16 protein-coding genes are annotated in these 14,650 nt (G+C 72.3%); 7 read left to right on the top strand and 9 right to left on the bottom strand.

What is annotated here, in order from left to right:
- The first annotated feature begins 4 nt into the window (after positions 1 to 4).
- From ACZ7GX_RS29350 to ACZ7GX_RS29340, 3 genes are all read left to right on the top strand, one after another.
- Positions 5 to 973 carry a carbohydrate ABC transporter permease gene (locus tag ACZ7GX_RS29350; RefSeq protein WP_498781287.1) on the top strand — a complete coding sequence of 323 codons (969 nt, stop codon included), beginning with the start codon at positions 5 to 7 and terminating at the stop codon, positions 971 to 973.
- Positions 970 to 1,833, top strand: coding sequence for a carbohydrate ABC transporter permease (locus ACZ7GX_RS29345; RefSeq protein ID WP_498781285.1), 864 nt, complete (start codon positions 970 to 972; stop codon positions 1,831 to 1,833). The genes ACZ7GX_RS29350 and ACZ7GX_RS29345 overlap by 4 nt, the downstream gene beginning before the upstream one ends.
- 95 nt (positions 1,834 to 1,928) lie before the next feature.
- Positions 1,929 to 2,738: a hypothetical protein gene (locus ACZ7GX_RS29340; RefSeq protein ID WP_498781283.1), complete on the top strand. Its 810-nt coding sequence runs from the start codon at positions 1,929 to 1,931 to the stop codon at positions 2,736 to 2,738.
- 37 nt (positions 2,739 to 2,775) lie between these two features.
- Here the strand turns inward: ACZ7GX_RS29340 and ACZ7GX_RS29335 are convergent, their stop codons facing one another.
- From ACZ7GX_RS29335 to ACZ7GX_RS29310, 6 genes are all read right to left on the bottom strand, one after another.
- Positions 2,776 to 4,185 (bottom strand): sensor histidine kinase, encoded by a 1,410-nt coding sequence (locus tag ACZ7GX_RS29335; protein ID WP_498781282.1) that lies wholly within the window; start codon positions 4,183 to 4,185, stop codon positions 2,776 to 2,778.
- Complete coding sequence (locus ACZ7GX_RS29330; RefSeq protein WP_230572782.1) at positions 4,182 to 4,871, bottom strand: response regulator transcription factor; 690 nt, start codon at positions 4,869 to 4,871, stop codon at positions 4,182 to 4,184. Before ACZ7GX_RS29330 ends, ACZ7GX_RS29335 begins: the two co-directional genes overlap by 4 nt.
- Before the next feature lie 76 nt (positions 4,872 to 4,947).
- A complete protein-coding gene (locus ACZ7GX_RS29325; RefSeq protein WP_498781280.1) occupies positions 4,948 to 5,562 on the bottom strand; it encodes a trimeric intracellular cation channel family protein in 615 nt (204 codons plus the stop codon).
- 11 nt (positions 5,563 to 5,573) lie between these two features.
- Entirely contained in the window at positions 5,574 to 6,704 is a 1,131-nt protein-coding gene (locus tag ACZ7GX_RS29320) for a GNAT family N-acetyltransferase (protein ID WP_498781278.1), read from the bottom strand.
- 10 nt (positions 6,705 to 6,714) lie between these two features.
- Complete coding sequence (locus ACZ7GX_RS29315) at positions 6,715 to 7,548, bottom strand: 3-hydroxyacyl-CoA dehydrogenase family protein (protein ID WP_498781277.1); 834 nt, start codon at positions 7,546 to 7,548, stop codon at positions 6,715 to 6,717.
- Positions 7,545 to 7,865 (bottom strand): EthD family reductase, encoded by a 321-nt coding sequence (locus ACZ7GX_RS29310; protein WP_498781275.1) that lies wholly within the window; start codon positions 7,863 to 7,865, stop codon positions 7,545 to 7,547. Before ACZ7GX_RS29310 ends, ACZ7GX_RS29315 begins: the two co-directional genes overlap by 4 nt.
- Before the next feature lie 54 nt (positions 7,866 to 7,919).
- Between ACZ7GX_RS29310 and ACZ7GX_RS29305 the strand changes: the two genes are divergently transcribed.
- Positions 7,920 to 8,573 carry a histidine phosphatase family protein gene (locus ACZ7GX_RS29305; RefSeq protein WP_498781274.1) on the top strand — a complete coding sequence of 218 codons (654 nt, stop codon included), beginning with the start codon at positions 7,920 to 7,922 and terminating at the stop codon, positions 8,571 to 8,573.
- On the opposite strand, the gene ACZ7GX_RS29300 is transcribed toward ACZ7GX_RS29305, so the two are convergent.
- Both ACZ7GX_RS29300 and ACZ7GX_RS29295 read right to left on the bottom strand, forming a co-directional pair.
- Positions 8,570 to 9,622, bottom strand: coding sequence for a MerR family transcriptional regulator (locus ACZ7GX_RS29300; protein WP_498781272.1), 1,053 nt, complete (start codon positions 9,620 to 9,622; stop codon positions 8,570 to 8,572). The two genes, ACZ7GX_RS29305 and ACZ7GX_RS29300, sit on opposite strands and share 4 nt — an antisense overlap.
- A 68-nt stretch (positions 9,623 to 9,690) precedes the next feature.
- Positions 9,691 to 10,008 (bottom strand): hypothetical protein, encoded by a 318-nt coding sequence (locus ACZ7GX_RS29295; RefSeq protein WP_498781271.1) that lies wholly within the window; start codon positions 10,006 to 10,008, stop codon positions 9,691 to 9,693.
- 84 nt (positions 10,009 to 10,092) lie between these two features.
- Here ACZ7GX_RS29295 and bluB point away from each other — a divergent pair, with 84 nt between their 5' ends.
- The 3 genes from bluB (at position 10,093) to eno (ending at position 13,682) form a co-directional block, all read left to right on the top strand.
- Positions 10,093 to 10,725 carry a 5,6-dimethylbenzimidazole synthase gene (bluB, locus tag ACZ7GX_RS29290; RefSeq protein ID WP_498781269.1) on the top strand — a complete coding sequence of 211 codons (633 nt, stop codon included), beginning with the start codon at positions 10,093 to 10,095 and terminating at the stop codon, positions 10,723 to 10,725.
- A gap of 74 nt (positions 10,726 to 10,799) precedes the next feature.
- A complete protein-coding gene (locus ACZ7GX_RS29285; protein ID WP_498781268.1) occupies positions 10,800 to 12,314 on the top strand; it encodes a GGDEF domain-containing protein in 1,515 nt (504 codons plus the stop codon).
- Positions 12,315 to 12,392: 78 nt separating this feature from the next.
- Positions 12,393 to 13,682 carry a phosphopyruvate hydratase gene (eno, locus tag ACZ7GX_RS29280; protein ID WP_498781266.1) on the top strand — a complete coding sequence of 430 codons (1,290 nt, stop codon included), beginning with the start codon at positions 12,393 to 12,395 and terminating at the stop codon, positions 13,680 to 13,682.
- A gap of 262 nt (positions 13,683 to 13,944) precedes the next feature.
- On the opposite strand, the gene ACZ7GX_RS29275 is transcribed toward eno, so the two are convergent.
- On the bottom strand, positions 13,945 to 14,592 hold the full coding sequence (locus ACZ7GX_RS29275) for a response regulator (RefSeq protein WP_230572793.1): 648 nt from the start codon (positions 14,590 to 14,592) through the stop codon (positions 13,945 to 13,947).
- Between the last annotated feature and the right edge of the window lie 58 nt (positions 14,593 to 14,650).

Raw genomic sequence — 14,650 nt, 5'->3', positions numbered from 1 at the left:
CGCCGTGACCGCCCTGCAGTCCCCACCGGAGCCCGCCGGGACGTCGGCCCCCTCCCCGACGTCCCGGCGCGGCAGGCGTCGCCGCGCCACCGCGTTGGCCCCGCGCGACAAGCTCGTGCTCGGGCTGATGCTCGGCATCCCGTCGCTGGCGCACGTCGCGCTGGTGTGGGTGCCCACGCTCGGCTCGGTCGGGTTGTCGTTCAGCTCGTGGGACGGGATCGGCGGGTTCGCCGACATCGAGTGGGTCGGCTTCCAGAACTACGTCGACATCTTCACCCGGTACCCCCGGTTCTGGCCCGCGCTCCAGCACAACCTGATCTGGCTGCTGTTCCTGCTGGTCGTGCCGACCGTGGCCGGGCTGCTGCTGGCCGTGCTGCTGGACCGCCAACTGCGGTTCGGGCGGATCTACCAGAGCGCGCTGTACCTGCCGATGGTGCTGTCGCTGGCGTTGGTCGGGTTCATCTGGCAGCTGATCTACCAGCCCGAGCAGGGGTTGCTGAACAACGTGCTCGGCACCGCCGCGTCGGACCCGGTGAACTGGCTCGGCGATCCGGACATCAACCTGTACGCGGTGCTGGTGGCGGCCGGGTGGCGGCACACCGGCTACATCATGCTGCTGTACCTGGCCGGGCTGAAGTCGGTCGACCCGGCGTTGAAGGAGGCCGCGGCGCTGGACGGCGCGAACGCGTGGCAGACGTTCTTCCGGGTGACGTTCCCGGTGCTCAAGCCGGTGAACGTGGTCGTGCTCGTGGTCACCGTGATCGAGGGCCTGCGGGCGTTCGACATCGTGTACGTGATCAACAAGGGGCGCAACGGGCTGGAGCTGCTGTCCGTGCTGGTGACGGACAACATCATCGGCGAGTCGAGCCGGATCGGGTGGGGTTCGGCGCTGGCCGTGGTCCTGCTGCTGATCTCGCTCGGGTTCATCATCACCTACCTGTTCCAGGTGTTCCGCGAGGAGGACCGGACGTGACGTTCGCTTTCCGACCGGCGCGCATCGCCCTGCACGTGTTCCTGGTCCTGACGTGCCTGGCGACGCTCGCCCCGCTGCTGTGGGCGTTGTACGCGTCGCTGCGGACGTACGACGACACGGCGCGCAACGGGTACTTCTCGATCGCGGAGAGCCTGACGCTCGACAACTTCGCGTCGGCGTGGACGCAGGCGGACCTGCCGCACTACTACCTGAACACGTTGATCGTGACGTTGCCGGCGGTGGTGCTCGTGCTGCTGCTCAGCTCGATGGTGGCGTACGGGGTGTCGCGGTACAGCTTCAGGTTCAACCTGGTGCTGCTGGTGCTGTTCACGGCGGGGAACCTGTTGCCGCAGCAGGTGATCGTGACGCCGTTGTACCGGCTGTACCTGCTGACGCCGTTGCCGTCGTGGTTGAGCGACAGCGGGTTGCTGCTGGACTCGCAGCTGGGGCTGGTGCTGATCCACGTGGCGTTCCAGTCGGGGTTCTGCGTGTTCGTGCTGAGCAACTACATGAAGACCATCCCGCACGAGCTCGGTGAGGCCGCGCGCGTCGACGGCGCGGGTGTGTTCCGGCAGTACTGGCAGGTGATCCTGCCGTTGTGCCGTCCCGCCCTGGCGGCTCTGGCGACGCTGGAGTTCACGTGGATCTACAACGACTTCCTGTGGGCGCTCGTCCTGATCCAGACCGGGGACAAGATGCCGATCACGTCGGCGTTGCAGAACCTGAAGGGCACGTTCTTCGTGGACAACAACCTGGTCGCCGCCGGCTCCCTCCTCGTCGCCCTGCCGACCCTGGTCGTCTTCTTCACCCTGCAACGCCAGTTCATCGGCGGCCTGACCCTGGGCTCCACCAAGGGCTAGGCCGTTGGGGTGGTCCGCGACCGCGGCGGTATCCAGGTCCCCCGGCGGTGATCCCTGTCCGAGGAACCCACCACCCCCGTCGAGAGGACGTCCCGATGCTCGCCCGTCGGATCCTGGTCGCCTGCGCCGCCGCGACAGCCGTCGGCTTCGCGGCGGCACCGCCCGCGCAGGCCACCTCGGCCACGCTCTACGCCGAGGTGGACGAGCTGGCCGCCGAGCTGAACTCCCTGCCCTGGCCCGACCAGGACACCTACAACCACTACCCCGGCGAGCTGGGGCACCCGGACGGCGCGTCGACCGCCGTGTGGGGCACGCCGGGCGGCCCCACGACGTACGAGAGCAAGACCAAGTGCGCGCCCCTGCTCACCCTGGCCCTGCGGCACGCGTTCGCGTGGGCCACCGACAGCTACCTGACCACCGAGTTCGGCAGCACCAGCCCCACCTCCGCGCAGTACCACGACGGGTTTCAGGCCGGCGCCGACCACTTCACGGTCAAGACGACGGTGCCGAGCCTGGCGCAGGGCGACGTCATCGCGGTCGAGTACCTCGACTCCGCGGGCGGCACCGGTGACGCGACCGGTGACGTGATGGTGGTCGCCGGCACGCCGCAGCTCTACAACCGCGACGGCGACACCTCGACCCGCGAGTACGCCGTGCCGGTGATCGACAGCACCAAGGAGCCGCACGGCGTGCCCAGCACGTGGGCCGGGTCGCCGGTCCACCTGTTCCCGGACACGCGCCGGGTCGGCGCCACCGAGTACACCGGCGTCGGTCGCGGCTGGATCTTCATCAGCACCGGGTCCGACGACGTGCCCACCGGCCACTGGTGGGGCCCGAACGAGAATGTCACGACGCAGTACCGGCCCGCGTCGACCCGCCCGATGGTCTTCGCCGCCCTGTCCTGACCGCGCCGGGCAGGTCCGCCGAACCCGGACCTGCCCCTCAGAACCCCGCGACCGACTGCGGCACGACAGGCTCTGGGCGGCCGGGGAGGCGGATGGTGAACATCGCGCCGCCCTCCGGGGCGCGGCCGACGTACGCGAGGCCGCCGTGGCGTTCGGCCACCTGCTTCACGATGGCCAGGCCGAGGCCCGAGCCGGGCAGGGTGCGGGCCTCGGACGAGCGGTAGAAGCGTTCGAAGACGTGCGGCAGGTCGGCGTCGGCGATGCCCGGACCGGAGTCGGCCACCTCGACCACCGCGCTGCCGTCGCCCAGTTGCTTCAGGGACAAGCGGACCACGCCGCGCGCCGGGCTGAACTTCACCGCGTTGTCCAGGAGGTTGAGGACGGCACGTTCCAGCGCGCTGGAGTCACCCAGCAGCGACCACGGCTGCACTTCCACCACGAAGTCCACGTCCGTCGCACGGCGCTTCGCGCGATCCAGCGCGCGCTCCACCACCTCGACCAGGTCCACCGGCTCGTGCACGACCTGCGGCGCGTCCTCACGCGCCAGCTCCACCAGGTCCCCGATCAACGTGGTCAGCTCGTCCAGCTGCGCCCGCACGTCGGCGTTGATCTCCGCCTTGTCCTCGTCGGACAACGTCGGCGCGTCCGGCCGCTCCGAGGCCAGCAGCAGCTCCAGGTTCGTGCGCATGGACGTCAACGGCGTCCGCAGCTCGTGCCCCGCGTCCGCGACCAGCCGCCGCTGCCGCTCCTGCGAGTCCGCCACCGCGCCCAGCATCGCGTTGAACCGCTGCGACAACAGCGCCAGCTCGTCGTCGCCCGACACCGGGATCGGCCGCAGGTCGCCGGTCAACGCCACCCGCTCGGTGGCCTCCGTCAACCGCTGCACGGGCCGCAGCCCGGTCCGCGCCACCGCCGTCCCCGCCGCCGCCGCGACCAGCACGCCCAGCCCGCTGATCACGAACAGCACCACGGACAGCTTGCCCAGCGTGACGTTCAACGGCTTGGTGGACTGCGCGATCAGCATCGCCTGGCCGTCGCCGTACGGCACCGCGATCACCCGGAAGTCGGTGCGCAGGTCGGTCCAGATGTTCTCCAGCCGCGACCCGCGCGCCACGTCCAGGTCCGCGGGCTGGGTCGGCGGCGCGACCGTGCCCTTCGGGTACAGGATCTGCCCGGTCACGTCCAGCACGCCGATCCGGATGTCGCCCGCGGCCAGGAAGGCGCCGGGGATCTCGGTGACGTCGTTGTTGACCTTCGGCGCGTTCACCGCGGCCTGGGCGCGCTGCCGCAGGTTGGAGTCCATCTGGTCGTGCAGGTTCTGGCTCACCGTCATGTACGCGCCGAGCGACACGACCGCGACGGCCCCGGCCACGCAGAACGCGGCCAGCAGGGTCACCCGGGCCCGCAGCGACACCCGCTGGAGCCGCCCGTTGGCGGCACCGATCACGGAGGGGTCTCCCGCAGCACGTAGCCGACACCGCGCACCGTGTGCAGCAGCCTGGTCTCGCCCTCCGCCTCGGTCTTGCGGCGCAGGTAGCCGACGTAGACCTCCAGCGCGTTGCCCGAGGTGGGGAAGTCGTAGCCCCAGACGTCCTCGAGGATCCGGCCGCGGGTCAGCACCTGCTTCGGGTGCGCCAGGAACAGCTCCAGCAGGGCGAACTCGGTCCGGGTGAGGCTGATCGGGCGCTCGCCGCGCCGCACGTCCCGGGTGCTCGGGTCGAGCTCCAGGTCCGCGAACCGCAGCACCGCGCCCGCGGGCTCCTCGGCGTCCGAAGCCGCCCGCCGCAGCAGCGCGCGCAGCCGTGCCAGCAGCTCCTCCAGCGCGAACGGCTTGGGCAGGTAGTCGTCGGCGCCCGCGTCGAGCCCGGACACCCGGTCGGACACCGCGTCACGGGCGGTGAGCACGAGGATCGGCAGGTCGTCGCCGGTGCTGCGCAGCCGGCGGCACACCTCCAACCCGTCGAGTCGGGGCATCATCACGTCCAGCACCATGGCGTCGGGGCGCTGGGAGACGACGGACTCGAGGGCCTGCTGGCCGTCGCCGGCAAGGTCGACCTGGTAGCCGTTGAACTGCAGTGAGCGACGAAGCGACTCACGCACGGCCCGGTCGTCGTCGACAACGAGGATGCGCATGCGGTCAGTCTTGCCGCTGGTCCTGAGAGCCGCCTGAGAAGCCGGTGTGAGCTACCCGTCAAGTTTTCGCGCCCCGTCACGCGCCGGGCCCGTCGCGGGCCACCGGGGCGTTCCAGCGACGCCACAGCGCCAGCAGCCGCAGGCCCACGATCACGGCCGACCCGACCAGCGTCACCGGCACCGCGGGCAGGCCGAGGTAGTCGCCGAACGCCACCACCACCGCCCCGCACAGCGCCGCCACCGCGTAGATCTCCCGGCGCAGGACCAGCGGGATCTCCCGCAGCAGCACGTCGCGCAGCGCGCCGCCGCCGATGCCCGTGGTCATCCCGACCAGGCACGCCGCGTACGGCGGGGCGCCGAGCCCGAGCGCCGTCGTGGTGCCCGCCGTGACGAACAGGCCGAGCCCGATCGCGTCCAGCAGCAGGACCGCCCGCCACAGCTTCGCCACGGTCGGGTGAAACCAGAAGACCACCAGTCCGGTGACCCCCGCCACCGCCAGGTACGGCCGGCTCACCAAGGCCGCCGGCGGGTGCACGCCCAGCAGCACGTCCCGGATGATCCCGCCGCCCAACGCCGTGGTCAGCGCCAGCACGATGACCCCGAACACGTCCAGCCGGGCCCGCACCGCCGCGACCGCCCCGGAGGCGGCGAACGCGGCGATGCCGACCAGTTCCAGCGCGGCGAGCAGCACGGCTGGTCAGGTTAGAAGTAGTCGGCCAGGCGCGGCACGCCAGGTGCGCCGACCACCCGGTCGAGCAGCGCGCCGTCACCGTCGAGCAGCCCGGCGCGGCGCAGCGCGTGGCTGTTCTGCATCCCGCTGAACCACGGCCCCAGCGCACGCGCGTGCAGCCGCACGGCGCCGGTGCCACCCGCCTCGACGCGCACCGCGCCGTCCTCGACCACCAGGCGGCACCGCCCGGCGTGCCACGGCGCGTGCTCGTCGACCACGTCGAGGTCCACCGCGGCGGGCTTGAGCCACGCCGCCGACGGCCAGCCGCGCGCCGCCACCGCCGCCGGCAGGTCGACCACGCGCAGCAGCCAGGTGGACGTGGTCACGGTGTGCTCGATCGCCTGGTTCGTCAGCAGGCCGGTCACGGCCGGGTCGGTGACCAGCAGCCGGGCCCGGTCCAGCACCCCGGCCCAGCCGCCCAGCTCCCGCAGCAGCCCCAGCTGGGTCGCCACGTCCCGGGCGACGAGGTCGTGCACCCGCAGCCCGTCGGCGTCGCGCTCGGCGGCCAGGTACCCGCGCACCTCGCCGTCGTGGCCGGGCACCACCGACACCACGGTCTCCTTGAGCAGGTCGTCCACCGCGATGGTCGGCGGGCTGCGGTCCACGAGCCCGTCCACGGTGGACGCGACGTCGAGGTAGCACGCCTGCACCGCCGGGAGGTCGCCCTCGACCAGGGGCCGGGTGGCGGCCCGCGCGCCCGCGGGCATCCGGTCCAGCGGGAACTCCAGCCACTCGAACACGCCCGACCGCTCCCACCCGCGCGACCGGTACACCGCGGGCACGGTCGCGTACAGCGCGGACAGCACCTGCCCGCGTTCGCGCAGGTCCCGCAACGCCGCGTCGAGCAGCGCCCCGGCCACCCCGCGCCCCCGCGCCCAGGAGTCGACGGCCACGCCGCCGACCCCGCCCATCGGCACCGTCGTGCCGCCCCAGAACTGGTGGAAGTCCTTGATCGTGAGCAGGCCGGCGACGTGCCCGTCGACCTCGGCGAGCAGCCCTCGCCGACCGGGCCGCAACGACGGCTCGCCGATGCCGCCGAACGCCACCCGGCGCAGCCGGTCGGCCTCGCCGACGTCGTCCTGGGTCAGCTCGCGGATCCGCACGCCGTCCTCCTCACCAGGTGAAGAACCCCTGGCCGGTCTTGCGGCCGAGCTGACCGGCCGCCACCTTCTCCCGCAACAACGCCGGCGGCTCGAAGCGCGGCCCCAGCTCGGCCGCCAGGTGCTCGGCGATGGCCAGCCGGACGTCCAGCCCGACCAGGTCGGTCAGCCGCAGCGGCCCCATCGGCCACCCGTACCCGAGCCGCATGCCGGTGTCGATGTCCTCGGCGGAGGCGACGCCGTCCTCGAGCATCCGGATCGCCTCCATGCCGACCGCGACCCCGAGCCGCGACGTGGCGAACCCCGGCGCGTCCCGCACCTCGATGACGGTCTTGCCCAGCTCCTCGGCCCACCCGCGGACCCGCGCCACCACGTCGGCGGCGACCCCGGGGTGGTGCACGAGCTCGACCAGCTGCTGCACGGGCACGGGGTTGAAGAAGTGCATCCCCAGCACCCGCTCGCCCGGCAGGCCCTCGGCCAACGCCGAGATCGACAACGACGACGTGTTCGACGCCAGCACCGCGTCCGGGCAGGCCCGCGCGGCGTCGCCGAGCACCTGCCGCTTCAGCCCGAGGTCCTCCGGCACGGCCTCGACCACGAGCGCGGCACCACGCCCGACCCGCGTGTCGAGCCGTTCGACCACGGTCAGGCGCTGGAGCAGCTCGTGCGGCACGGCGTCCAGCCTGCCCCGGTCGGCCGCCTTGGCCAGCGACGCCTCCACCGCGCGCCGCGCGGCCGACGCCCGGTCGGCGCCCGCCTCGACGAGCACCACCTCGTGCCCGCCGGCCAGGAACAGGTGGGCGACACCGGCGCCCATCGTGCCGCCGCCGATCACCACCGCGATCACCGGTCCACGACCTCCGCCGCGAACATCGCCACCAGCTCGACGCCGCCGATCTCGGCCAGGTTCGCGCCCGCGGCCTGCCACTCGGGCGAGCGGAAGGCCTCCTTCATGGCCTCGGCGGACTCGAAGTACATCTCGGCCACGACGTGCGGCTCGTGCTCGCCGAGGAAACCGGGCGCGAAGACGCGCGAGACCTTCGCCACCTCGGCGCGCAGCAGGCCCGGCGTCCGGTCGACCAACGGCAGGTGGGACGCGAAGTAGGCCTCGTCGAACGCCTCGACGTCGGCCGGTTTCCGGTACAGGGCGACGTACTTGACCATGTGACACCTTCCGTCCGGTTTCGCCTGCGAATGTAACACCGGCACCATGGAGCGGTGCGGATCATCCTGCTGCGCCACGGACAGAGCCTGGGCAACGTCGACGAGCTGGCGTACTGCCGCATACCCGACCACGCCCTCCCGTTGACCGAGCTGGGCGAACAGCAGGCCCGGGCCGCCGGGCCGCGGATCAAGGAGCTCCTCGGCGGCGACCGGGCGGCCGGGTACGTCAGCCCGTACGTGCGGACCAGGGCCACCCTGCGCAACCTCGGCCTCGGCGACCAGCTGGAGCGCACGGTCGCCGAGCCGAGGTTGCGCGAGCAGGACTGGGGCAACCTCCAGGACCCGGTGCGGCAGGAGGTGCTCAAGCACCAGCGGCACGCGTTCGGGCACTTCTTCTTCCGGCTGCCCAACGGCGAGTCCGGCGCGGACGTGGACGACCGCCTGGCCGCGTTCCTGACCGACCTGGAGACCCGGATGCGGGACCCGGCGCACCCCGGCACGGTCCTGGTCGTCTCGCACGGCCTCACCATCCGGCTGCTGTGCCGCCGCCTGTTCGGGTGGAGCATCGAGCTGTTCGAGTCGCTGTCGAACCTGGAGACGTGCGAGGACCGGGTCCTGACCCACGACGGCCGGGCGTGGCGCCTGGACCGGCCGTTCGACCAGTGGCGGGAGTCCCCGGACGGCGAGACCCAGGGACCGATCGGCTAGCCCGGCACGACGTCCGCGACCACGCACACCACGTTGTCCGGCCCGCCACCGGCGTTGGCCAGCTCCACCAGCCGCCGCGTCGCCTCCTCCGGCTCGCGCTCCGACGCCAGCACGTCCCGCACGTCGGCTTCGGGCACGACGGTGTGCAGGCCGTCCGAGCACAGCAGGTACCGGTCGCCGGGCAGCGCGTCGTGCAGCGCCAGGTCCGGCTCCACCGCCTTGCCGTGCAGGGCGCGCAGCAGCATCGACCGCTGCGGGTGGCTGACCGCTTCCTCCTCCGTCAGCCGGCCCTCGGCGATCAGCGACTGCACCACCGTGTGGTCGTGCGTGATGCGGAACAGCCGGCCGCCGCGCAGCAGGTACACCCGCGCGTCGCCGACGTGCACGAGGCCGAGCCGTGAGCCGGACAGCACCAGCGCGGTCAACGTCGTCCCGCTGCACTCGTCGGCGGGGTTGGCCGACAGGTACTCGCCGACCGCCGCGCCGGCCCGGTGCACGGCGTCCGCCAGCGTGTTGAGCAACTCGCCCGCGGGGATGGCGGTGTCCAGCGGGGCGAGCGTGTCGATGGCCATGGAGCTGAGCGGCTCGCCGCGGGCGCCGAACCCGTCGGCGACGGCCAGCAGCCGCTCGCCCGCGTAGCCGACGTCCTGGTTCGAGTCCCGCACCAGTCCTCGGTCGGTCCGCACCGCGTACCTGAGCGCGACGGTCATGGTGGTGTCCTTCCCGGAGAGCTGTTCCACGAGGAAGGAGGCGAGGCTCCGCCGTGCCGCGGTGTCGGCCTCGACCCGCGCCCAGTAGGCGCGCACCTCGGCCGCGGCGTCCGCCGGCGCCAGCTCGCACACCCCTCGGATGCGGGCCAGCGGCATCCCGAGCCGGCGCAACCACGCCACCAGCCGGGCCCGCTCGAGCTGGTCCGGCGAGTACAGCCGGTAGCCCGACCTCGGGTCCACCCTGGCCGGCGTCACCAGCCCCAGCTCGTCGTAGAGGCGCAACGCCTTCGGCGACAGGCGGGCGGCGCGCGCGAACGCGCCGATCGTCAGCAGCTGCACGACCCCTCCCCCGGCCGGACCCCGACGGCCCGGCTGGGACCACCGTGCGGCTTCACCCGGGGTGAAGGTCAACCGACCGCGGAATCCACCATGGCGGAGCGGTCGCGCACCAGTCCACTCAGCGACACCGTGCCCGCCACCGCCAGCACCGCCAACGCCGGCCAGTCCGCCACCAGGAGCCCCTCCTCGCCGACGACGAAGCTCCCGTACAGGCCCCAGCACTGCACCGCGGTCAGCGCCGCGCCGAGCACGGTCGTCCACCACGAGACGACCACCACGACCACCACCAGCAGGAGCAGGGCGAACACCGGCCAGCTCCCCGCCAGCGCGGTCACCACCACTCCGCCCGCGAAACCCAGCGCGGACCCGTGCACCGTTCCGACCATGACCGGCCATTCAACGCCGAGCTGAGACGCACGCCACCCTCTCCCGGTCAGGTTCACCGGAACGCGTGAGGCACGATCGTCCGAATGAGCTTCTACGACGTCCTGCACCGCCGGAGGGACACCAGGGGCGAGTTCACCGGCGCCCCGATCCCGCCCGACGTGCTGCGCCGGGTGCTCACCGCGGCGCACGCCGCGCCCAGCGTCGGCCTGTCCCAGCCGTGGGACTTCATCGTCGTGCGCGACGAGCACACCCGCCGCGCGTTCCGCGACCACGTCCACGCCGAGCGCAGCGTCTTCGCCTCCGAACTGGACGCCGGGCAGGCCGAGCTGTTCTCCCGGATCAAGGTCGAGGGCATCCTGGAGTCCACGGTCGGGATCGTCGTCACCTACGACCCCGACCGCGGCTCGCCCGCCGTGCTCGGCAGGCACGCCATCGCCGACGCCGGGCTGTACTCGGTGTGCCTGGCCATCCAGAACCTGTGGCTGGCCGCCACCGCCGAGGGCCTCGGCGTCGGCTGGGTCAGCTTCTACCGCGAGGACGTGCTCCGCCGGATGCTCGACATCCCGCCGCCCCTGCGCCCGGTGGCCTGGCTGTGCGTGGGCCCCGTCGAGTGCCTGCCGGACACGCCCGACCTGGAGCGGCACGGCTGGCGCAACCGGCTGCCCCTGGAGGCAGTGCTCCACGAGGAGCGGTACACCCGGCGTTCGGGCCGGTAGCCTGTGGTAGCCGTGCCGGCGGCGAGCGGTCACCGCGTACCGCATCGCCGAGTCGGAATGGAGTGTCAGCACGAGTGGAGCAGCGAGATCGGCTGGTAGCCGGACAGGTTCCGCAACTCGACCTCGAGGTCAAGGCGTTGCTGAACGCTGGCCGCCTGCCGGAGGCCAACACCCTGTTCGACCAGGTGGTGAGCCGCGTGCCACCGGGCGCCGACCGCTGGCAGCGCTCCGCCGTGCTGGTCAACCGCGCCAAGCTCGCCTGGCGCCTGGGCCGCATCCCGCTCGCGCTGGAGCTGGCCGCCGAGGGCTGGACCGACCTCGAGGGCGAGCACAGCGACAACCCGGCCGCCGCCCAGGCGATGCACGCCCTGGCCTACCTGCTGGAAGGCATCGGCAACCGCCGTGCCGCGGTGGACATGCTCCGCCTGTCCGTCCAGGTGGCCCGCCGCGCCGCCGAGCGCTCGCCGTCCGCCGTCGAGGTCCTGGGCCACTGCCTGCAGGGCCTGGGCGGCACCTTGAACTTCCGCGCGATCTCCTCACCGCCCGAACGGGCCCGCGCGATCTTCGAAGAGGCCCGCGGCTACCTCAAAGAGGGCCTCGACCTGGCCGAGGAGAAGCAGATGCGGCGCGCCCTGCTCGCCGCGTACAGCCGTTCGCTGGCCGGCGTCGGCGAGCTGGGCCAGGCCGAGGAGAACGCCCAAGAGGCGCTGCGCCAGGCCCAGGAGGCCGGTGACAAGTGGGCGTCCGCCGTGGCCGGTTGGGTCCTCGCGGTGGTCCGCCGCGAACAGGGCGACCTGGTCAGCGCCCGCACCCTCGCCAGCCGCGCGGTCGCCGCCTCGGAGTCCATCAACGACCCGTCCCTGCTCCTGCGGTTCTCCCTCGACCTGGCCGACATCTGCGCCGAGATGGGCGACCACGTCGGCGAGGCCACCGCGCTGCGCTGCTCCGTGGCGGCGAGCCGCACCGCCACCGAGACCCTCCAGGAAGGACTCGGCCAAGCGCTGGAACAACGCCGCGTCGCCGTCCAGGCCCAACGCCTGGCCGTCGCCGCCCAGGAAGCCGCCGCCCGCGACCCGCTCACCGGCCTGGCCAACCGCCTCGGCCTGGAGCGCGCCGCCGCGGGCCTGTTGGAGAGCACCGCGGCCCGCGGCCGGGTGCCCTGGCTCGTCCTCGTCGACGTCGACCGCTTCAAAGGCGTCAACGACGACGCCGGCCACGCCGCGGGCGACGCCACCCTGCGCGAGATCGCCCAACTGCTGCGCCGCGAGTGCCGCGCCGCCGACCTCGTGGCCCGGTGGGCGGGCGACGAGTTCGTGGTCCTGCTCGGCGACGCCGACGGCAGCACCGTCGAAGTGGGCCCGACCGTCGCCGAGCGCATCCGCGCCGCCGTGGACGGCCACGACTGGACCGTCGTGCTGGGCGCCGCCTGCCACCCCACCGTGAGCATCGGCGTCGCCGCCGGCCCGGCCAAGCTGGACGAGCTCTTCGCCGCCGCCGACATGGCCCTCTACCGCGCGAAGCGCCACGGCCGCAACCGCGTCGAGGTCGAACCCCACCTGGTCGTCACCGAGACCGTCTCCGGCAACTAGCCACCCGCCGGGGTGGCTCGACGGGGCCGGGTCGGTGCAGGATGTGTCTTGACCGATACACCTGCCTTGAGGAGCGACATGACCGCGATTGTGCGCGTCGTGGGACGACAGGTCCTGGACAGCCGCGGCAACCCGACCGTCGAGGTCGACGTCGAACTGGCGGACGGCTCGCTCGGCCGCGCCGCGGTGCCCTCGGGCGCGTCGACCGGCACGAACGAGGCCGTCGAACTGCGCGACGGCGACCGGTCCCGCTACCACGGCAAGGGCGTGCGCAAGGCCGTCGCCGCGGTGAACGGCGAGATCGCCGACGCGGTCAAGGGTCTGGACGCCGAGGAGCAGGCCGTCATCGACCAGACGATGATCGAGCTGGACGGCACCGCGAACAAGGCGAGGCTCGGCGCCAACGCCACCCTGGGCGTCTCGCTCGCGGTGGCCAAGGCCGCCGCGGCCGCGCACCGCCAGCCGCTCTACCGCTACGTCGGCGGCGTGTTCGCCCACGTGCTGCCGATGCCGATGATGAACATCATCAACGGTGGCGCGCACGCCGACAACGCCATCGACTTCCAGGAGTTCATGATCGCGCCGATCGGCGCGGAGAACTTCGAGGAGGCCGTGCGGGTCGGCTCGGAGGTCTTCCACACCCTGCGCAAGAGCCTGCACGACGCCGGCCACAACACCAACGTCGGCGACGAGGGCGGCTTCGCCCCGAACCTCAACTCCGCGGACGAGGCGCTGTCCTTCGTGGTCGACGCGATCGAGAAGTCCGGCTACACCCCCGGCGAGGACGTGGCGCTGCTGCTGGACCCCGCCGCTTCCGAGTTCTACGCCGACGGCGTGTACGACTACCGGGGCGAGGGCCTCAAGCGGTCGGTCGAGGAGCACGTCGCCTACCTGGCCGAACTGGTCGACAAGTTCCCGATCGTCTCGATCGAGGACGCCATGGCGCAGGACGACTTCGACGGCTGGAAGCTGATCACCGACACCCTCGGCGACCGCTGCCAACTGGTCGGGGACGACGTCTTCTGCACCAACGTCGACCTGCTGCGCAAGGGCATCGACCTCGGCATCACCAACTCGATCCTGGTCAAGGTGAACCAGATCGGCACCCTCACCGAAACCCTGCTGACCGTCAACACGGCCTTCCGCGCCGGCTACTCGGTCGTCATGTCCCACCGCTCCGGCGAGACCGAGGACTCCACCATCGCCGACCTCGCCGTGGCGGTGAACTGCGGCCAGATCAAGACGGGCTCCCTGTCCCGCTCCGACCGCACCGCCAAGTACAACCAACTGATCCGCATCGAGCAGGAGCTGGGCTCACAAGCCGAATACGCCGGCAGCCGCTCCCTCCGCGGCCACCGCACCCACTGAGACCACTTGCCCCCCAACGGCCCCGGAACCGGCACCCTGGAACATCCCCCACCCGCCCACAACGGACCCGCACATCCCCACCTAGGCCCGATTTGACATGGGTTCGGGTGCCATAGGCTGGTCGAAGCCGGGCAGGCTTGGCGGACGCTTTTCCCGCCAGGCCTGCCCGGCTTTGGCCTGCCTGGGGTGCCCGTAAGGGCCCCATGTCAAATCGAGCCGAACGAGACCACCACCGCCCCGCCCGGAAACCCCGCCCCAACCCTCACGCGATCAACCCACCCCGAAACGCCACCAACGCCGCCTGCACCCGGTTCACCGCACCGATCTTGCCCAACACCGACGACACGTACCCCTTCACCGTCGCCTCGGACAGGTGCAACGTCCCACCGATCTCGGCGTTCGACATCCCCTGTCCGATGAGGACCAACACCTCGCGCTCCCGTTCGGACAAAGACGCCAGCAACCGCCGAGCCGGCTCGGCCGCCCGCTCACCGTCGGCGACCGCCGCCAGCACCCGCGCCGCCACACCGGGGTCGAGCACCGCTCCGCCCAGCGCGAGGTCGCGCACGGCCCGCACCAGCTGCTCGGGCTCGGTGTCCTTGAGCAGGAACCCCGAAGCGCCCAACCGCAGCGCCTCCGACACGTACTCGTCCACGTCGAACGTGGTCAGCATGGCGATCTTCGGCGGGTCGGGGATGGCACGCAGCCTGCGCAGCGCCATCAACCCGTCGGACGACCGCATCCGGATGTCCAGCAGCACGACGTGCGGGCGGTGCCGGCGTGCCAGGTCGGCCACCAGGTGCCCGTCGTCGCACTCGGCCACGACCTCCATGTCGCCTGCGCTGCTGAGGATCATGCGAAGGCCGGACCGGACGAGGTCTTCGTCATCGGCCAGCATCACCTTGATCACGACGCCTCCCCGCGTTGGCGTTTCGTGTCCGTGCCCGCCCAGCCTCGTGCACGAACAC

It is taken from the genome of Actinosynnema sp. NPDC037264 (genome assembly GCF_055603705.1).
The sequence above is the reverse complement of the archived record's forward strand: the minus strand, read 5'-3'. Positions and strand labels throughout refer to the sequence as shown.

What these genes read in the sequence shown, in the direction of transcription:
- bluB (WP_498781269.1), top strand. Translation starts at nt 10,093, where the DNA reads ATGAGCTTCTACGACGTCCTGCACCGCCGGAGGGACACCAGGGGCGAG.
- ACZ7GX_RS29330 (WP_230572782.1), bottom strand. Translation starts at nt 4,871, where the DNA reads ATGCGCATCCTCGTTGTCGACGACGACCGGGCCGTGCGTGAGTCGCTT.
- ACZ7GX_RS29295 (WP_498781271.1), bottom strand. Translation starts at nt 10,008, where the DNA reads ATGGTCGGAACGGTGCACGGGTCCGCGCTGGGTTTCGCGGGCGGAGTG.
- ACZ7GX_RS29340 (WP_498781283.1), top strand. Translation starts at nt 1,929, where the DNA reads ATGCTCGCCCGTCGGATCCTGGTCGCCTGCGCCGCCGCGACAGCCGTC.
- ACZ7GX_RS29310 (WP_498781275.1), bottom strand. Translation starts at nt 7,865, where the DNA reads ATGGTCAAGTACGTCGCCCTGTACCGGAAACCGGCCGACGTCGAGGCG.
- eno (WP_498781266.1), top strand. Translation starts at nt 12,393, where the DNA reads ATGACCGCGATTGTGCGCGTCGTGGGACGACAGGTCCTGGACAGCCGC.